At 31.1% G+C, this 20,849-nt stretch carries 13 protein-coding genes, 1 tRNA gene and 2 rRNA genes; 7 read left to right on the top strand and 9 right to left on the bottom strand.

From position 1 onward, the window contains the following. The first annotated feature begins 11 nt into the window (after positions 1–11). Positions 12–1,892, top strand: coding sequence for an NADH-quinone oxidoreductase subunit NuoF (locus I2H23_RS07925; RefSeq protein ID WP_195581453.1), 1,881 nt, complete (start codon positions 12–14; stop codon positions 1,890–1,892). 25 nt (positions 1,893–1,917) lie between these two features. Continuing rightward, positions 1,918–3,711, top strand: coding sequence for an NADH-dependent [FeFe] hydrogenase, group A6 (locus I2H23_RS07920; RefSeq protein ID WP_195581452.1), 1,794 nt, complete (start codon positions 1,918–1,920; stop codon positions 3,709–3,711). 156 nt (positions 3,712–3,867) lie between these two features. On the opposite strand, the gene hprK is transcribed toward I2H23_RS07920, so the two are convergent. From hprK to I2H23_RS07905, 3 genes are all read right to left on the bottom strand, one after another. Beyond that, positions 3,868–4,803 carry an HPr(Ser) kinase/phosphatase gene (gene hprK, locus I2H23_RS07915; protein ID WP_092922302.1) on the bottom strand — a complete coding sequence of 312 codons (936 nt, stop codon included), beginning with the start codon at positions 4,801–4,803 and terminating at the stop codon, positions 3,868–3,870. Positions 4,804–4,807: 4 nt separating this feature from the next. Continuing rightward, positions 4,808–6,619, bottom strand: coding sequence for an excinuclease ABC subunit UvrC (gene uvrC, locus I2H23_RS07910; protein ID WP_092922299.1), 1,812 nt, complete (start codon positions 6,617–6,619; stop codon positions 4,808–4,810). Between the two features lie 218 nt (positions 6,620–6,837). Continuing rightward, positions 6,838–8,490 carry an ABC transporter substrate-binding protein gene (locus tag I2H23_RS07905; RefSeq protein WP_166504687.1) on the bottom strand — a complete coding sequence of 551 codons (1,653 nt, stop codon included), beginning with the start codon at positions 8,488–8,490 and terminating at the stop codon, positions 6,838–6,840. 215 nt (positions 8,491–8,705) lie between these two features. Here I2H23_RS07905 and I2H23_RS07900 point away from each other — a divergent pair, with 215 nt between their 5' ends. The 5 genes from I2H23_RS07900 to I2H23_RS07880 all read left to right on the top strand — a co-directional run bounded on the left by I2H23_RS07900 (position 8,706) and on the right by I2H23_RS07880 (position 13,132). Further along, positions 8,706–9,068, top strand: a complete 363-nt coding sequence (locus I2H23_RS07900; protein ID WP_092922293.1) for a DUF3899 domain-containing protein — start codon at positions 8,706–8,708, stop codon at positions 9,066–9,068. A gap of 93 nt (positions 9,069–9,161) precedes the next feature. Beyond that, positions 9,162–10,103, top strand: coding sequence for an ABC transporter permease (locus tag I2H23_RS07895; protein ID WP_092922290.1), 942 nt, complete (start codon positions 9,162–9,164; stop codon positions 10,101–10,103). A gap of 1 nt (position 10,104) precedes the next feature. After that, the gene (gene opp3C, locus I2H23_RS07890; RefSeq protein WP_195238098.1) at positions 10,105–11,136 is read left to right on the top strand and encodes an oligopeptide ABC transporter permease; all 1,032 of its coding nucleotides are present in this window, start codon (positions 10,105–10,107) and stop codon (positions 11,134–11,136) included. 21 nt (positions 11,137–11,157) lie between these two features. After that, positions 11,158–12,183 carry an ABC transporter ATP-binding protein gene (locus I2H23_RS07885; RefSeq protein WP_195581451.1) on the top strand — a complete coding sequence of 342 codons (1,026 nt, stop codon included), beginning with the start codon at positions 11,158–11,160 and terminating at the stop codon, positions 12,181–12,183. Then, on the top strand, positions 12,176–13,132 hold the full coding sequence (locus I2H23_RS07880; RefSeq protein WP_166504685.1) for an ABC transporter ATP-binding protein: 957 nt from the start codon (positions 12,176–12,178) through the stop codon (positions 13,130–13,132). The genes I2H23_RS07885 and I2H23_RS07880 overlap by 8 nt, the downstream gene beginning before the upstream one ends. A 178-nt stretch (positions 13,133–13,310) precedes the next feature. Here I2H23_RS07880 and I2H23_RS07875 read toward each other — a convergent pair whose 3' ends face one another. The 6 genes from I2H23_RS07875 to I2H23_RS07850 form a co-directional block, all read right to left on the bottom strand. Beyond that, the gene (locus I2H23_RS07875) at positions 13,311–14,840 is read right to left on the bottom strand and encodes a YfcC family protein (protein WP_092922278.1); all 1,530 of its coding nucleotides are present in this window, start codon (positions 14,838–14,840) and stop codon (positions 13,311–13,313) included. Positions 14,841–15,073: 233 nt separating this feature from the next. After that, on the bottom strand, positions 15,074–17,899 hold the full coding sequence (gene uvrA, locus I2H23_RS07870) for an excinuclease ABC subunit UvrA (RefSeq protein WP_195581450.1): 2,826 nt from the start codon (positions 17,897–17,899) through the stop codon (positions 15,074–15,076). After that, complete coding sequence (uvrB, locus tag I2H23_RS07865; protein WP_092922272.1) at positions 17,889–19,868, bottom strand: excinuclease ABC subunit UvrB; 1,980 nt, start codon at positions 19,866–19,868, stop codon at positions 17,889–17,891. The genes uvrA and uvrB overlap by 11 nt, the downstream gene beginning before the upstream one ends. 641 nt (positions 19,869–20,509) lie before the next feature. After that, positions 20,510–20,626, bottom strand: a 5S ribosomal RNA gene (rrf, locus tag I2H23_RS07860). An 11-nt stretch (positions 20,627–20,637) separates the two neighbouring features. Next, a tRNA-Gly gene (locus tag I2H23_RS07855) sits at positions 20,638–20,711 on the bottom strand. A 59-nt stretch (positions 20,712–20,770) separates the two neighbouring features. Beyond that, positions 20,771–20,849 (bottom strand): 23S ribosomal RNA (locus I2H23_RS07850); the annotation flags it as partial.

The raw sequence follows: 20,849 nt of genomic DNA, 5'->3' as shown, positions 1-20,849 counted from the left end.
GGGGGAAATAAATGAGTAAGATAAAATCTTTTGAAGAATTAAAAAGCCTGGTTGCAAAGTATAAACCAGCCCTTGATATGAGAGAAAATCATTCTAAAGGGAACTTAACAAAAAGAGAATTATTAGTCTGTGGAGGTACTGGATGTACTTCTGCAGATAGTAATCTTATAATAAAAAATTTGAGAAATGAAATAAAAAATGCAGGTCTTGAAAGTCAAGCTGAAGTTCATCTTACAGGATGTTTTGGATTCTGTGCTAAGGGTCCAATAGTTAAGGTCTTCCCTGATAATGTTTTCTATGTTCAAGTAACTCCAGACGATGCTAAGGAGATAGTTGATACACATCTAGTTAAGCATGAAGTTGTTGAAAGACTATTATTTGAAGAACCTGCTCTTGGTCATAGAAAAGTTGAAAAACATGACGATATGTCCTTCTATAAAAAGCAATCTCGTGTTGCCCTTAGAAATTGTGGTCATATAAATCCTGAAAGTATAAACGAATATCTAGGATGTCAAGGATACGTTGCACTTGGTAAATGTATAAATGAATTAACACCAGAACAAGTTATTGAAGAAATAAAAGCTTCTGGCCTTAGAGGCAGGGGTGGTGCCGGTTTCCCTACAGGAGTTAAATGGGAATCTACTGCTCAAACTCCTCCAGGTCAAAAATATGTTGTATGTAATGCCGATGAAGGTGATCCAGGTGCATTCATGGATAGATCTATACTTGAAGGTGACCCTCACAGCGTATTAGAAGCTATGGCTATATGTGGCTATGCTGTAGGTGCTGATACAGGTCACATATACATAAGGGCTGAGTACCCTCTTGCAATAGAAAGGTTAAAAGTTGCTATATCTCAAGCCCAAGAAATTGGTCTTCTTGGAGACAATATATTAGGTACAGATTTTAACTTTAATATAGACTTAAAGTATGGTGCTGGAGCATTCGTTTGTGGTGAAGGTACTGCCCTCATTAATTCAATAGAAGGTAAACGTGGAGAGCCTAGAATGAAGACTTATAGTTCTTCTAAGCGTGGTTTATGGGATAAACCAACTTGCTTAAACAACGTTGAAACTTTCGCTAATATCCCTGCAATAATAAATGAAGGTGCCGAATGGTTTACTAAGTACGGTACTGAAAATTCTCCAGGAACTAAAGTTTTCGCACTTGGCGGAAAAATAAATAACGTAGGTCTTGTTGAAGTTCCTATGGGCACTACTTTAAGAGAAATAGTATATGAAATAGGTGGCGGTATACCTAATGAAAGAGAGTTTAAAGCTGTTCAAACTGGAGGACCATCTGGTGGATGTATTGCATCTAACAACCTTGATACTCCTATAGATTTTAAATCATTAAGCTCTATAGGTTCTATGATGGGTTCAGGTGGTATGCTCGTTCTTGATGATTCCGATTGTATGGTAGATATATGTAAATTCTTCTTAGAATTTACTGTAGAAGAATCTTGTGGTAAATGTACTCCTTGCCGTATAGGTAATAAGAGATTACTTGAAATGCTTACAAAAATAACAGAAGGTAAAGGTACTTTACAAGATTTAGCTGATTTAAAAGAGTTGGCAACAACTATAAAGACTACTTCTTTATGTGGCCTTGGTAAATGTGCTCCTAACCCAGTTTTAAGTACACTTGATAACTTCTATGATGAGTATGTTGCTCACGTTGTAGATAAAAAATGTCCATCTGGAAAGTGTCAAGCACTTCTTGATTACATCATAACTGATGACTGTAAGGGATGTACTAAGTGTAGCAGAATATGCCCTGCTGGATGTATATCTGGTAAACCTAAAGAAAAACACGTAATAGATGTTTCTAAGTGCTTAAAGTGTGGTGCTTGTATGGATAATTGTAAATTTAATGCTATCATAAAACAATAAATTTAGCTTTATTGGGGGGATAAAAATGAGTTTAGTTAACTTAACTATAAATGGCAAGTCTGTTTCAGTTCCTAAAGGCAGTACTATTTTAGAAGCTGCAAAAGAAGTAAATGTTCAAATACCTAATCTTTGTCACCTAAAAATGAAAGAAATAAATATGATTAACCAATGCGCATCTTGCCGTGTATGTATGGTTAGTGCTGGAAGAGGTTTAGTTCCTGCTTGCGGTACTTTAGTTAAAGAAGGTATGGATGTTCAAACCAATACTAAAGAAGCTTTAAAGGCTCGTAAAAATGTTGTTGAATTATTATTATCAGACCATCCTCAAGATTGTTTAGTTTGTGAGAAAAATGGAAACTGCGAATTACAAAGTATAGCCGCTGATTTAGGTATAAGAAAAATCAGATATAAAGGCGAACAATCAACTTCTCCAAAAGACACTTCAACAGAATCAATAGTAAAAGACCATGACAAATGCATCTTATGTAGAAGATGTGAAACAATGTGTAATGATATACAAAGTGTAGGCGTTTTATCTGGCATAAATCGTGGATTTGGCACAGAAGTTAGCACCTTCTTCAATTCTTATTTATGTGAAACTGAATGTACTTTCTGTGGTCAATGTATAGCAGTATGTCCAACAGGAGCTTTAACAGAGGTAAATAATATACCTACTGTATGGAATGCCTTAAATCAAAAAGAAAAGACTGTAGCCGTTCAAGTTGCTCCTGCTGTAAGAGTTGCTTTAGGAGAAGAATTTGGATTAGAGCCAGGTACTATAACTACAGGAAAAATGGTATCTGCGTTAAAAGCTCTTGGCTTTAAATATGTATTTGATACTAACTTCTCTGCTGACCTTACTATATTAGAGGAAGCTTCTGAGTTCTTACACAGACTTAAAAAAGGTAAAAATCTTCCTATCTTAACAAGTTGTTGCCCTGCTTGGATAAACTTTGTTGAAAAAAACTATCCAGAATTTCTAAATCTTCCTTCAAGTTGTAAATCACCACAAGAAATGTTTGGAGCTATAGCTAAGAATTATTTTGCTCCTAAAGTTATAAATATAAAACCAAAAGATATGTATATTGTTTCAGTGATGCCTTGTGTAGCTAAGAAATATGAATGTTCTAGAACTGAATTAGGTCAAGAAGAGGTTCTCGATGTTGATGTTTCTATAACTACAAGAGAACTTGCTAAAATGATAAAAGAAGCAGGTATAGATTTCTTAACATTAGATGAAAAAGATTTTGATAACCCACTAGGTAAATCTTCTGGGGCTGCTGATATATTCGGTACTACTGGCGGTGTTTTAGAGGCTGCTCTTCGTACTGCTTATGAATGGGTAACTGATAAAGAACTTGCTGATGTAAACTTCACTCAAGTTAGAGGGATGGAAGGTATAAAGGAAGCTAGTATAGATATAGATGGTACTATTGTAAATGTATGTATAGCTAGTAGCCTTGGAAATGCTAGAAAAGTCATGGATGAAGTTAAAAACGGAAACTCTAAGTACCATATAATAGAGGTAATGGCTTGTCCTGGTGGATGTATTGCTGGTGCTGGTCAACCATATCATCATGGTGATTATGATATTGTTAAGAAAAGGGCTTTAGGGTTATATAATATAGATAGAAATAAAAAACTTCGTAAATCTCATGAAAATCCTGCTATAGTAGCATTATATGATGAATTCTTAGGAGAACCTCATGGAAAAGTTGCTCATAAATTCCTTCATACTCACTATTTTGATAAGAGCTTAGTTTACAATGTAAATAATGGAGAATGCACTTGTATAAAAGAGTCTGATGCAACAGTTTAACCTAAATTAGTAAAATTTTAATATAAGTGAATTGAGCTAATTAAATAATATTGGTCAATTCACTTTTTATTTACATACTATAATATTTTACAAATAAAAAGTGTAGATAAGCTTATTATTTATTCCTACCTACACCATCTTTTTAAATATTTTTACTTAGCACTTCTTAGTATCTATAAGTTGAGATAATTTTTTAGTAAATTCTTGTGCTGCATCATATCCCATTCCCTTTTGCCTAAAGTTCATGGCTGCAACTTCTATTATCATAGCTGTATTTCTACCAGGTTTAACTGGTACAACTAACTTCTCGACACTTACTTCTAAAATTTCTTCAAATTCTTTGTCTAATCCTAATCTATCATAATATTTATCTTCATTCCAAGCCTCTAAGTGCACTACTAAATCAATAGTTTTACTATTTTTTACAGCGCCAGCACCATACAAGCTTCTCACATCTATTATACCAATCCCTCTTATTTCTAAAAAATGTCTAAGTAACTCTGGGGATTGCCCTAAAAGTACACTTTCATCTAATCTTCTTATTTCTACTGCATCATCGGCAACTAATCTATGACCTCTTTGAACTAATTCTAAAGCTGTTTCTGATTTACCAATGCTACTTTCTCCCTTTATTAATACTCCTATACCATATACATCCACTAATACACCATGCAATGTAGTATGAGGTGCCATTCTATCATCTAAATAATTTGATAATCTGTTTATAAATCTAGTTGTATTTCTCTTTGTGCTTAAAATTATTCTTCCATACTTCTTAGCATATTTTATGACATCAGAATTAACTTCCAATCCTCTTGTTACTATAAGTGCAGGAATTTCATAAGAAAATAATTTATCTAGTACATTTTCTCTTCTTTCTGCATCTAAATAACTAAAGTAATTATATTCTGCTCTTCCTATTATTTGAATTCTATCATAAGCAAAATGTTCAAAATATCCAGCATATTGTAATCCTGGCCTATTTACATCCTGAGAATATACATAGTACTCTTTATTATCAGGCATATATACTACTTCTAATTCTAAATCCTTTATAATTTCTTTGATTGAAACCTTATCGATGAAATTCATATTATTATCCCTTTCTGAAATAATTGTAAACATTCTCACAGGCTGCTCTATTCATTCCTTCCACTTCTAATAATTCTTCAATGTTAGCTTTTTTTATAGATTCTATATCTTTAAAGTGATTTAATAGAGCTTTTTTTCTTTTTTCCCCTATTCCTTGTATATCATCTAGAACTGATTTTGTCAAAGATTTATTTCTTAAACTTCTGTGATATGTTATAGCATAGTTATGAACTTCTTCTTGAATACTTGCGACAAATCTATACAAGTTAGATGTTTTATCTAGTTCAATCTCTTTTTCCTGGGAAATAAGTCCCTTTGTTCTATGTTTATCGTCTTTATACATTCCCCATAGAGGTATTTCTACATTATATCTTTCTAAAACTTTTTTTACTGCACTAACTTGTCCTTTTCCTCCATCTAAAAGAATTAAATCTGGTAAATCTCCATACTTCAATCTTCTTTCTACTATTTCTGCCATAGAATCAAAATCATTAGGACCTATAACTGTTTTTATTTTATATCTACGATATTCCTTTTTATCTTTTTTTCCATCAGTAAATACTACCATAGAACCAATAGAGTCTACACCTTGTATATTTGATATATCAAAGGACTCTATTCTTTTTGGTCTTTTGTCTAATCCTAATATATTTTTTAACTCATCTAAAGCTCCAATACTTTTTTCGTACTTTCTCTTGTTCATATCGGAAAATTTCTCAAGATATTCTACAGCATTTTTTCTTACCATTTCTACTAGATTTTTCTTTTCTCCTTTTTGAGGAACCCTTATAGTAACTTTTTGCCCTTTTTTAGCAGATAACCATTCTTCTAGTATAAAACTGTCTTCTATTTCATCTTCTATTATTAATTCCTTTGGTATATACTCTTGTTCCATGTAAAACTGCTTAACAAAGGATGATAATATAGATGCTCTCTCACTTTCCATAACCCCTTCTAATATAAAATGTTCTCTACCTACTATTTTACCATTTCTAATAAAGAATACTTGAACACAAGCTTCATCATGTGCTCTTGCCATTGCTATAACATCTTGATTTAAGTCTGATGTAGTGGCATCTATTTTTTGCTTTTGCATCATTTCTTCTAAACTTCTAATTTTATCTCTGTACATAGCTGCATCTTCAAAATTAAATTCCATAGCACATTTATTCATTTTCTCAGTCAGTATTTCAATTAATTTTTCTTCTTTACCTGATAAGAAAAGTATTATTTCTTCTATCATTTTATTGTAATCTTCCTTGCTTACATTTCCTGTACATGGGCCTACACACTTTTTTATATGCATATTTAAGCATGGTCTCATTTTGTTCTTTATAGCTTTATCTATATCTATATTACAAGTTCTTATTGGATAAGTATTTCTTATTATCTCTAATGTATCATTCACTGCTGTTGTATTAGTATATGGACCAAAATACCTTGCCTTATCCTTTAGTACTCTTCTAACTTTTAATACTCTAGGAAAATCTTCATTAGTTGTTACCTTAATATATGGGTATGTTTTATCATCCCTTAATAAAACATTATATTTAGGTCTATATTGCTTAATCAGATTACATTCTAATATAAGTGCTTCTAATTCTGAATCTGTAATAATATACTCAAATTTATATATATTTTTAACCATAGACTTTACTTTTGAAGGATGATTTTTAGATGATTGAAAATATTGTCTTACTCTATTTTTTAAGGATACAGCCTTTCCTACATATATAATATTATCAAACTTATCTTTCATTAAATATACACCAGGTTGTGCTGGAAGTTTCTTTAAATGATCCTGTATGTCAAACAATTTATTACCTCCACTTTTATATTTTCATATTAGAATTATACCCTAAAAAAATAAATTATTCCCATAGATTATTTTATTAAAATTAAAAGCGTAGATATAAAACAGTCAAAACTAATTTATACCTACGCTTTAGCAAAATCAATATATTTACTTTTAAAATTTTTAAAATTATTTATTATTAAAGTACTTAGGCTATATTATAAAGCTTTTAATTTATTTTATTTAGAAGCTCCTCTCCCACCATTTACTTGTAAGAAGAATGTAGACGCTTGACCGTAGTTGTGAACTTCCTTACTATCTTTATATTTATCAACAAAGTCAGAATCTAATAGACATCTATCTATTTGACCATCTTCATATAAGTTAACTGAAGCACTAGTTTCCTTAACTACTTTAGTATTTATAGTATCTAATTTGATTATATCTTTATTCCAATAGTTAGGATTTTTTTCCATAGTATATTGGTCTTCTACTTTCCAATTTGTTAAAGTAAATGGTCCATTATATATTTGAGTATCTGCTGTAGTACCATATTTATCTCCCTGAGCTTCAACAAATTTTTGATTTTGTGGGAAGAATACTTGGAATGATACTAATTCAGGGAAGTAAGAAACTTTTCTGTTTAACTTAACTTCTAATGTATAATCATCAACAGCCTTAACCCCTACATTTTCTGAACCTTTATCAGCTGCTTCTGCTGCCCCTGCTATATCATTCATTATGTATCCATACTCAGATGCTGTATCAGGGTTTAAAGTTCTTTTCCAAGAATACTCAAAATCTTTAGCTGTTACAGGGTCTCCATTTGACCACTTAGAATCTTTTCTTAACTTGAAAGTCCAAGTTAATCCATCTTCAGAAACTTCCCAAGATTCAGCCACACCTGGCTCAACTTTACCATCTTTATCTATTCTAGTTAATCCTTCCATAGTATTATTCATAACTGTGAAAGATGAAACGTCTGTTGCTTTACTTGGGTCCATTGTAGGTATATCTGAACTTATATCTATATTAAGAACTTTTTCTGGTTTATCTACATCTGCATATCTATAATCATAGTCAGCTCCCCAAGAATAATTTATTATTCCTGAAACATAAGGCTTCTCTAAATAAGTTCTTCCTTTTTGTTGAATTGGCGCTAAGAATCCATCAGATAACATTAATTCTTCTGCTTTTGCGTATTTTTCATATGCTTCAGTTGTAGTTTCTGCTTTTGTAGCTTCATCTACTAATTTATTAAATTCATCACTTTTATATCCAACTTGCTTAGAGAATTGGTTTCCAGTTTGCATTGTTTGTAGGAATGTTAATGGATCTGGATAGTCAGCTCCCCATCCTGAGTAAGCTAAGTCAAAGTTTCCAGCTGTCTCCTCTGCTAATTTTTGCTTGAAAGGAAGATTTTTAACTTCTACATTTAATCCTTCTAATGCATCAGATAATTCTGCTTGGATAAATTCACCTGTTCTTTTTCCTGAGTCATGGTCGAAAGTTAATAACTCAAGTGTAACAGTATCGAATCCAACTTCTTCTTTAGCTTTTGCCCATGCTTCTTTAGCTTTTTCTTCATCATAAGTTACACCTTTATCTTTTGTGTACTCTGCATAATCTTTTCCGTTGTCAAATGCCAAGTTAGATGGTGTAAATGTATCAGATGCAATTGATCCATTATTTAATATAACATCACATAAGGCTTGCTTATCTATAGCCATAGCTATAGCATTTCTTGCATTTTTATTAGCAAGAACTTCTTCTGAAGTAGCTTCTCCTCCACCACTAGAGCTAGATCCTCCTGTGCTACTGCATCCAACAAGCAAACTTGAACTTACTAATGCTATTGTTGCTAATACTGATATTTTTCTTTTTAAAAACATAGTAAACATCCTCCCCTATATCCAATTTACAAATAAACTCATATATTTAAAGTTTATTATATAACATGTTATAATAAAAATCATTTGTTTTTTTTAATTTTCTGATTTTTTAATTAAAAAAATTTTTTTATATGAAAATATTAATTTTAACTTGAAAATACTTTATTATGCTACTACAATTAAAATAATAAACAAGCTCGAAAGGCGGTTCGAATATGAAAAATACTTTTCAACTTCTTGCAATTAATGCTATTATCAGTTTATTATATTCAATTATCAACAAATTTAGTGCATATTCATTTTTAAATTGTGCATTTATTGTTGGTATGATTTATTTCCTTTTCGGATTATTATGTTTCGTTTGGGAAAAAGGATTTTTTAATATCACACTTTTCTCTTTTAATAAATTAAGTCAAGAATTTCAAAGAAGAAAAGGCGTATTAACAGAAGATATTAACATGACAATTGAAGATTACGTTAATAGAGAAAATAGCTTTTATCTTACAAATAGTTTATTAATATCTGGTTTGTTAATATCAACAATTACTATTGGTATAAGTTTTATGTTTATATCATAATTATATAAAACTAAATTAATTATTATACTTAGATTCTATATCACTTAAAACTAGTGATTTTAATTAAAAATTCAAAAAAAGGGGGGGGTAGCGATGTTTCGCTATGTATTAAAACGTATTGCATATATGTTTATAACTTTATTTATAGTCATATCAGTTACATTTTTCTTGGTAAGACTTCTTCCAGGCAGTCCATTTAATGAACAAAAGTTAAATCCTCAACAAATTGCTAGACTGGAAGCTACTTATGGATTAGATGATCCTGTTCCAGTCCAATATGTAAGATATCTTACAGGTGTATTCAAAGGTGACCTTGGCATTTCATTTAAACAATCTAATAAGAAAGTCGAAGATATCATTGCCAGTCGTATAGGCCCTTCTGCTATGTTGGGTGCTCAATCTTTAGTTTTAGGTACCTTCATAGGTTTAGCACTTGGAATTGTCGCTGCACTTAAGAGAAATACTATTTGGGACTATACTTGTACTATACTTTCAGTAATAGGAGTTTCTGTTCCATCATTTGTATTTGCAGCTTCACTCCAATTGTATATTGCAAGTAAATTAAAAATACTACCTATAGCTTGGGGAGTTCCTTTAGGTTCAGATTTTAGATATGTTTGGACTATTCTTCCATCAATTGCACTTTCATTTTTTACAATATCAAACGTTGCTCGTTTTACTAGAACAGAACTTGTTGAAGTTCTAAACTCTGATTATATAATTACTGCTAAAGCAAAAGGTTTAAAAAAATCCACAGTTATCTTAAAGCACGCTCTTAGAAATGCATTAATTCCTGTTATAACTATATTAGGTCCTTTAGCTGCAGGACTTCTTACAGGTTCTTTAGTTGTAGAAAAAGTTTTTGCTGTACCTGGTATAGGTGACTTATTAGTTAATGCTATATCTATAAATGACTTATTCATAATTTCAGGGGTTGCTATACTTTATAGTGCATTCTACATAGCAGTTATATTAATAGTAGATATACTTTACGGTGTAATAGATCCAAGAATCCGTTTGGCAGGAGGTAAATAAAATGGTTGATAAAGTAATAATTGATGGTCAAGAAGTAGAGTTAACAGCTGATTTATTTGAACCTACTCCTATACAGTCAGGAGATAATGAAGCTATTACTAGAGAAAGTCTAACTTTTTGGCAAGATGCTCGAAAAAGATTATTTAAAAATAAAGGGGCTGTAGTTGGATTAATAATACTTTTTACTATAGTGTTAATGGCTATATTCGCACCTATTTTTTCTAAATATGATTATAAATCTCAAAACATAAGAAACGTTAAGATTCCACCTAAAATGCCTATAGTATCTTCTTTAGGTATAATGGATGGTAAAGATTCAAATGGTGTTGACGTTTATGCTGAGAAAAATATAAAAGAAAACTATTTATTTGGTACAGATGCACTTGGACGTGATATCTGGACTCGTACGTGGACTGGCGCTAGGGTTTCTTTATTCATAGCAGTCTTAGCAGCTGTTTTTGATTTGCTTATAGGTGTTGCTTATGGTGGTATATCTGCTTACTATGGAGGTAAAGTAGACCTTGTAATGCAACGTATAATAGAGATAATTACAGGTATTCCTCAGTTGGTTATTGTTACACTTTTCATAATGGTATTTAATCCAGGTATATTATCAATTTCTTTAGCAATGGCTGTATCTGGGTGGACTGGTATGGCTAGAGTTGTTCGTTCTCATGTACTTAGACTTAAAAATCAAGAGTTTGTATTAGCTTCTAAAACTTTAGGTTCTTCTGATTTTAGAGTTATTTTTAAACATCTTTTCCCTAATGTTATTGGTCCTATTGTGGTAATGATCATGTTCTCACTACCTCAAGCAATATTTTATGAAGCATTTTTAAGTTTTATAGGGTTAGGTCTTCAACCACCTCAAGCATCACTTGGTGTATTAATAAATGAAGGATTTAAATCATTACAAAGCTACCCATATATGATGTTTATCCCATCAATAGTAGTTTGTTCTTTGATATTTGCTCTTAATTTATTAGCTGATGGTCTAAGAGATGCTGTTGACCCTAAAATGCGTAATCAATAATTAGTAAGGGAGATGAGTTGATTGGAAAAATTATTAGAAGTTAAAAACCTGTGCGTTAGTTTCAATACATATGGTGGAGAAGTTCAAGCTGTTAGAGGCGTTACATTCGACTTACATAAAGGTGAAACACTTGCTATAGTTGGTGAGTCTGGTTCTGGTAAATCCGTTGCTTGTAAAACTATAATGAGAATACTATCTGCAAATGGTTATATAAAAGATGGTGAAATATTATTTAACGGTAAAGATTTAACTAAACTTAGTGAACCTGAGATGGAAAAATTAAGAGGTAAAGATATTGCAATGATATTCCAAGATCCTATGACTTCTTTAAATCCTACTATGACCATAGGAAAACAAATAATGGAAGGTATTATTAAGCATCAAGGTCTTAGTAAGGAAGAAGCTAAGGCTAAAGCTATAGAACTTATAGATTTAGTTGGTATATCTGAACCTGAAAAAAGGTTTAAACAATATCCTCATCAATTTTCAGGTGGTATGAGACAGCGTATAGTAATAGCTATATCTTTAGCTTGTAATCCTAAAGTTCTAATAGCAGATGAACCAACAACTGCATTAGACGTTACTATACAGGCTCAAATATTAGAGCTTATGAAAGCTCTTCAGGAAAAAACCGGAGCTGCCCTTATATTTATAACTCATGACCTTGGAGTTGTTGCTAATATGGCTGATAGAGTTGCAGTTATGTATGCTGGTAAAATCATAGAACATGGAACAACTAATGATATATTCTATAATCCTCAGCATCCGTATACTTGGGGACTTTTAGGTTCTATGCCAACTTTAGATATAGGAGATAATGATTTATATAATATACCTGGAACTCCTCCAGATTTAATGCACCCTCCTAAAGGAGATGCATTTGCTCTTCGTAGTGATTACGCTCTTAAAATAGATTACTTAGCTGAACCACCTATGTTTAAAGTTAGCGATACACACTATGCAGCTACATGGTTATTACATCCATTGGCTCCAAAGATTGAAAGACCTAATAACGTAGGTAGAAAGAAGGTGAAAGCAGATGAGTAAAAAAGTTCTATTAAAAGTTAAAAACTTAAAACAACACTTTAGAATAGATAGAAATACTACTGTTAAAGCTGTTGATGATGTTTCTTTTGAAATATATGAAGGTGAAACATTTGGTTTGGTTGGGGAGTCTGGCTCTGGTAAATCTACTACTGGTAGAGCTATAATAAGACTTTATGATCCAACTAGTGGAGAAATAGAATTTGATGGTAAAAATATCTCTTCTAAAAAATTGAAAAAAGATGAGAAAAATCATGTAAATAAAAATATGCAAATGATATTCCAAGATCCTATGGCATGTCTAAATCCTCGTATGACTGTTACTGATATAATTGCCGAAGGTTTAGATGTACATGGCCTATGTAAAACTAAAGAAGAAAGAAGAGATAAAGTTTATGAGTTGTTAAGAACTGTAGGGCTTAATGAACAACATGCTAGTAGATATCCTCATGAATTCTCTGGTGGGCAAAGACAACGTATAGGTATTGCTCGTGCTCTAGCTATACAACCAAAATTTATAATTGCTGATGAGCCTATATCTGCACTAGATGTTTCTATTCAAGCACAAGTTGTTAACTTACTTAGAAAGCTTCAAAAAGAAAATGGCCTAACTTATCTATTTATCGCCCATGACCTTTCAATGGTTAAATATATAAGCGATAGAATAGGGGTTATGCATAAAGGTAAGTTAGTTGAACTTACTACTGCTGATGAATTGTATGAAAATCCACTTCATCCTTATACTAAATCTTTACTATCTGCTATACCTTTACCAGACCCTGATTATGAAAAAAACAGAGTCCGTATAAAATATGATCCAAGTATTCATGATTATTCTACTGAAAATCCTGAATGGGTAGAAATAAGACCTGGACATTTTATATATGCATCAAAGTCTGAAATAGCAGGTTACGAAAAAGAACTTTCTGCAAAAGAAATTACTAGTAATTAATTCCTCTTTTTCATATAGAGCTATCTCCAAAAGAGATAGCTCATTTTGATGCTTTTAAACTATGTAATGTATATTATAATATACACTCTTCTATTAAAATCAGTTATTAGAATTTATTAAAAAGGAGTGTTTAAAATAAATCTCAAAAATTATTTTAAAACACTCCTTTAGTATTAATCTATATAATTACACCTATACCAAGTACTACTATTGCAAGTACTGATATCATTATAATTAATGGTGTTACAAATTTTAGCCATTTATCATAAGTTACATTTACCATAGCAAGTGATGCAAGTATTAATCCTGTAGGAGTTATAAAACTTATAAGTCCTTGTCCAAATTGATATGCACTTACTATTACGTCTCTGTTTACTCCAACAACATCTGCAAGAGGTGCCATTATAGGCATTGATAAAACTGCAAGTCCTGAAGATGAAGATATAAAGAATCCTAGTAATATATAAACAAAGAACATTACTGTTGAGAATACTATACCACTCATATTTGATACTACATTACTTAATCCATATAATATAGTATCACTTATCATACCACCATCCATTATTATAGTGATACCACGCGCAAGACCAATTATTAGTGCAACTCCTAGTAAATCTGCTGCTCCTGCAACAAATTCAGAAACAAATTCTTTTTCACTAAGTTTTGCAAATATAGCTAGTATGAATGTTACAAATAAGAATAATGATGTCATTTCTTTAAATGACCATTTTAATTCTTTTACACCATATACCATTACAACAAATGATAATGCAAATATTAATAACATTAATTTTCTTCCCCATGTAAACTCAGGTACATTTTCTTCATTATGACCTTTTAGGAAGTGATCTTCTAATTCTTTCTTTTGTGAATATATTAATGATTGACTTGGGTCTTTTTTTACTTTTTCTGCATACTTAACTGTGTAGAATATACAAACTGCAAGACCTGCAACTAACATAAATATTCTTAAAGGCATTCCACTTGTAAAATCAATTCCTGCTGTATTTGATGCTATAACTGTAGAGAAAGGATTTACTGTTGATGCCATTGTTCCCATACAAGAACCAAGATATATTGCTGCAATTGCTACTAATGCATCATATCCTGCTGCCAAGAATATCGGCACTACTATTGGATAAAATGCTATTGTTTCTTCTGCTAATCCAAAGCTTGTTCCACCTATTCCTATTATTACTGTTATTATTACTATTAACCAAGCTTCTTTTCCTTTTAGATTTCTTGATAAAGCACTTATACCCGCTGTAAATGCTCCTGTTTTATTTATTACTCCTACTATACCACCTATTACAAGAACGAAAGCAATTATATCTATTGAATCATATAAACCTTGTATAGGTGCATTTAAAAATGTTGTTAATGCTTTAAATACTGTTGGTTTTTCTTTTGGTAGTTGTTCATAAGTCCCTGGTATTGCCACTGGTTTACTTATAGAACCATCTGTAAATTTACTTAGATTAGTTTTTACCCCTAGTTCATCCAGTGTTTTTTGAGTTGCTTTTTTTTCTGATACTTGACCTGTAGGCGATTCTATTACGAATACGTTTGCTTCAGCATCATAAAGTAATTTTGAATACTTTCCTGAAGGTATTACATAAGTAAGTCCTAACACTAATAGCATTACTATAAGTATTACAGTGTAGGCTGTTGGAAATGAGAATTTAGATTTCTTTTTTGCTGACATATAAATCATCTCCTTTTTTGTCTAAGTTTCTCATTTATATTTTAACATATTTTTACATATATGTTAAATTTCTTACAATTCTAAATATTACTTATATAGTTTTAGCCAATATTGCAATTAAAATTACAAAATTGGCTAAATAAAAAATTAATTTTATTAAAATTATTATATATTCTTTTAAATTCACTCATCCACGTCTGTTACTTAAAATTCACTGAGTTTATTTCACTTATTTATTCAAAATATTTCTTTAAGAACATCCCTGTGTAAGACCCTTCAACTTTAGATACTTCTTTTGGTGTCCCTGTGGCAACTATTTGACCACCTTTATCTCCACCTTCAGGTCCTAAATCTATTATGTAGTCACAAGTTTTTATAACATCTAAGTTATGCTCTATAACTACTATTGAATTACCTGTGTCTGCTAATCTTTGAAGTACTTGTATTAACTTGTCTACATCTGCCATATGAAGTCCTGTTGTAGGTTCATCTAATATATATAAAGTCTTACCTGTTGGTCTTTTACTTAATTCTGTAGCAAGTTTTATTCTTTGAGCCTCTCCACCTGATAATTGTGTAGATGGTTGTCCTAATTTTATATATGAAAGTCCAACATCCATTAATGTTTCTAATTTTCTTTTTATATTAGGTATGTTTTCAAAGAATTTAAGAGCTTCCTCAACATTCATATCTAATACATCAGCTATTGTTTTATCTTTATATTTAACTTGTAGTGTTTCTCTATTATATCTTTCGCCCTTACATACTTCACAAGGTACATACACATCTGATAAGAAGTGCATCTCTATTTTTATAATACCATCACCTTTACAAGCTTCACATCTTCCACCTTTCACATTGAAACTAAATCTTCCTTTTTGATATCCTCTAGCTTTAGCTTCATTAGTTGATGCGAATAAATCTCTTATCATATCAAATACACCCGTATAGGTTGCAGGATTTGAACGAGGTGTTCTTCCTATTGGACTTTGGTCTATATTTATTATTTTGTCTATATTTTCTATCCCTTTTATTTCTTTATGCTTTCCTGGTCTTTCTCTTAATCTATTTATCTTTCCAGCTATTCCTTTGTAAAGTATATCGTTGATTAATGTACTTTTACCAGAACCTGAAACTCCTGTTATACAAGTAAATTTACCTAAAGGGAACTTTACATTTATATTCTTTAAGTTATTTTCAGTAGCTTTAACTATTTCTAAGTATTTACCATTTCCTTCTCTAGTCTCTTCTGGTATAGTAATTTGCTTTTTACCGCTTAAATATTGTCCTGTTATAGAATTTTCATTGTCTAATATTTCATCTAAAGTACCTTGTGCAACGATATTACCTCCATGTACCCCAGCTCCTGGACCAATATCTACTATATAATCACTTTCTCTCATTGTATCTTCATCATGTTCTACTACTATAAGAGTATTACCTATATCTGTAAGATGTCTTAATGTTCCTATTAATCTATCGTTATCTCTTTGATGAAGCCCTATGCTTGGCTCGTCTAGTACGTATAAAACTCCAACTAAAGCTGAACCTATTTGAGTAGCAAGTCTTATACGTTGTGCTTCCCCTCCTGATAAAGTTCCTGCTTTTCTTGATAGGTTTAAGTAATCTAAACCAACATCTCTTAAGAAAGATGCTCTTCCTCTTATTTCTTTTAGTATTTCATTTGCTATAAACTTTTGCTTTTCACTTAAATTGATATTTTCTATATAATCTATAAGCTCATTTACTGAAAAATTAGTTACATCCATTATATTTTTGTTGTCTACTAATACTGATAATACTTCTTTTTTAAGTCTTGCTCCTTTACATTTTGGACAAGGAGTTTCAGCCATAAATTCTTCTATTTTTTCTCTTGAATATTCTGAGTTAGTTTCTCTATATCTTCTCTCTAAATTAACTATCACTCCTTCAAATGGCGCTCTATATTCTCTTCTTCCTCCAAACTTTGATTCAAATATAAATTCAACTATCACATTGTCTTTTCCATAAAGTAACTCTTGAACAAAGTCCTCAGGCAAATCTTTAAATGGTGTATCAAGTGATACGTTAAAATGTTCTGCTAAACTTCTAACCATTTTACTATAATATGTATCATCACTTGTGCTTACAGAACCCCACGCTGCTATAGCACCTTGTTTTATAGATAAATCTTTATTCGGTATAACTAAATCTGGGTCTACTTCTCTACTTTCTCCTAAACCATTACAAGCATCACATGCTCCAAATGGACTGTTAAATGAGAACATTCTTGGAGATAGTTCTTCTATACCTACTCCATGCTCTGGGCATGCAAATTTAGTTGAGTAAAGTATTTCATCTCCACCTATTATTTGAGCAATAACAAGACCATCAGATAATTTTATAGCTGTTTCTATTGAATCTGCTAGTCTAGCCTCTATTCCATCTTTTATAACTATTCTGTCAATCACAACCTCTATATTATGTTTTTGATTTTTATTTAATTCTATTTCATCTGTAACTTCATAGTTTTCTCCGTCAACTCTAACTCTGACAAATCCTTCTTTTTTTATATTCTCTAGTATCTTTTTATGAGTTCCCTTTTGACCTCTTACTACTGGTGATAATATTTGAAGTTTAGTTCTTTCTTCAAATTCCATCATTTTATCAACAATTTCTTGGACTGTCATTTGACTAATTAATTTACCACAAGTAGGACAATGTACTTCTCCTACTCTAGCAAATAATAATCTTAAATAATCATATATTTCTGTTACTGTACCCACAGTAGAACGAGGATTTTTAGATGTTGTTTTTTGATCTATAGATATAGCTGGTGATAATCCTTCTATATATTCTACATTTGGTTTTTCCATTTGACCTAAGAATTGTCTAGCATAAGCTGACAAACTCTCAACGTATCTTCTTTGACCTTCTGCATATATAGTATCAAAAGCTAAAGAAGATTTACCAGATCCTGATAATCCAGTAAATACTATAAATTTATTTCTCGGAAGTTCTATATTAACATTTTTTAAGTTATGCTCTTTTGCGCCTTTTATTATGATTTTATCTTCCATTAATTTCTATCCTTTCTTCTAATTCTTTTACCTTATCCCTAAGTTCTGCTGCTCTTTCAAATTGTAAATTTTGAGCTGCTTCCATCATCTCTGATTGTAATTTAGCTATATTAGCTTTTATTTCATCTATATCATCAGTTTCTTTAACTCCATATATAACTTCTTCATCAGCGACTTTCGTAGCTTCTATAGCATCTCTAATACTCTTTTTAATAGTTGTAGGAGTTATATTATTCTCTTTATTATATAGTGATTGTATTTCTCTTCTTCTTTTTGTTTCTTCTATAGCACTTTGCATAGACCTAGTTATTCTATCTGCATACATTATAACTTTACCTTCTGAATTTCTAGCTGCACGTCCTATAGTTTGTATTAATGATGTTTCAGAACGCAAGAATCCTTCTTTATCTGCGTCTAATATCGCCACCAAGGAAACTTCTGGAATATCTAATCCTTCTCTAAGTAAGTTTATACCAACTAATACATCAAACTTACCTAATCTTAGATCCCTTATAATCTCTACTCTTTCAAGAGTATCTATATCTGAATGCAAATACTTGACCTTTATACCAATTTCTTTAAGGTAGTTGGTTAAATCTTCACTCATTTTCTTAGTAAGAGTTGTTATTAAAACTCTTTCATTCTTTTCAATTACCTTATTTATTTCACCTACTAAATTATCTATCTGATTGTCTATAGGTCTAACTTCTATTATAGGATCAAGTAAACCTGTTGGTCTTATTATTTGTTCTGCTATAGTTGTTGAATGTTGTATCTCATATGGTCCTGGTGTTGCAGTTACAAATAGTATTTGATTAATATTTTCTTCAAATTCTTCAAAATTTAAAGGTCTATTATCATAAGCTGATGGTAATCTAAATCCATTATCTATAAGCGAACCTTTTCTAGATCTATCTCCGGCATACATACCTCTTACTTGTGGTACTGTAACATGAGATTCATCAACTATTATTAAATAATCATCTGGGAAAAAATCCATTAATGTATATGGCTTCTCTCCTGGCTTTCTGCCTGTTATATGTCTTGAGTAGTTTTCTATACCCTGGCAGAATCCTATTTCTTTTAACATTTCTATATCATATCTAGTTCTTTGGTCAATTCTTTGAGCCTCTAGTAATTTATCATTGTCTTTAAATTCATTTATTCTTTCTTCAAGCTCTTTTTCTATTTCAACTATAGCTTTTTCTATTCTTTCTGGTGTTGTTACATAGTGAGATGCCGGGAATATTACTACATGATTTCTCACCCCTACCATTTTACCTGTAACATAATCTATTTCTGTTATTCTATCAATTTCATCACCAAAAAATTCTATTCTTATAGCCTTTTCATCATTACTTGCAGGGAATATTTCTAAAATATCTCCTCTAACTCTAAAAGTACCCCTAACAAAGTTAACATCATTTCTTTCATACTGTATATCTATTAATCTCTTTATAACTTCATCCCTATCCTTTTCCATTCCTGGTCTTAGAGATACCATAAGTTGTCTATAGTCTTCTGGATCCCCTAATCCATATATACAGGATACAGATGAAATTATTATAACATCTCTTCTTTCTAATATTGCTGCTGTTGCAGAGTGTCTAAGCTTATCTATTTCATCATTTATACTTGCATCTTTTTCTATATATGTATCACTATGAGCTACGTATGCTTCTGGCTGATAGTAATCGTAGTAACTTACAAAGTATTCTACTGCATTCTCCGGGAAAAACTCTTTAAATTCACTGTATAATTGAGCTGCTAATGTTTTATTATGAGCTAATATCAATGTTGGCTTATTTACGTTTTTTATAATATTAGCCATAGTAAAGGTTTTACCAGATCCTGTTACCCCTAGAAGAGTAGAAAACTTTTCATTGTTATTTATAGCATCTACTATTGACTTTATAGCCTCAGGCTGATCTCCCGTAGGCTTAAATTCCGATTTTAATTTAAATTCCAACAATATCACTCCTCTCTCACGAACATTCGTTCTTTACCATTTAATTATAACATATATCTATATATATCTTGTGCTTTATTTAATAAAATTTACATAAATCATCCATTTGTCGTAATATATTCTTTATATATTACCCACTATCCTACGATTTCAACCTTATTTATATAAGTCTTTTAACGATATGAAATTCAACTTTTATTTAATGAAGAATTATATAATGTCATTATATAGCAGTAGTGTTAATTTGAATCTGCTTGCTTAACTATTTATGATATTGTTAATGAATGTATATGTAATCTGCTTTAATTCACTATATTTTATAAAAAAATAAAGGCCTCTATGGGGGATAGAGACCTTTTTAAAATGGGGGAGATTGAGTAATTTATTTATATTAAGTTTTACATTATAATTATCTCCTGCTTTACAAAAAATATTCATAAATACTTAGATATTTTTATAAATATTTTTCATCTAGTAAAAGGATTAAAATGATTGTTTTTATTTACTCTTATAAGTCACTTACTATTTTAATTAAATATATCATAATAATTATTTATAATTTCATTATAAGTAAAAAGAGATATGAATTTAATTCATATCTCTTTTTACATTTTTGTGTGTCTTTATCAATAAAAAAGATTACGTGGCTACGTCTTACTCTTCCAGGGGGTCGCCCCCCAAGTACCATCAGCGCTAAAGAGCTTAACTTCTGTGTTCGGTATGGGAACAGGTGTATCCTCTTTGCTATAATAACCACATAATCTTTATTTGGAGCGGGTGAAGGGGATCGAACCCTCACAGCCGGCTTGGAAGGCCGGAACTCTACCATTGAGCTACACCCGCATATTTAATTTTATTAGTACTTTCAAAACTGTATACCATCTAGAGTTAATCATTTTATTTTGGTCAAGTCCTCGACCTATTAGTATCGATAAGCTAAATACATTACTGCACTTACACCTTCGACCTATCAACCAGGTA

It is taken from the genome of Romboutsia sp. BSD2780061687b_171204_C1, assembly GCF_015560225.1.
GTDB classification, from domain to species: Bacteria; Bacillota; Clostridia; order Peptostreptococcales; family Peptostreptococcaceae; genus Romboutsia_C; species Romboutsia_C hominis.
The sequence above is the reverse complement of the archived record's forward strand: the minus strand, read 5'-3'. Positions and strand labels throughout refer to the sequence as shown.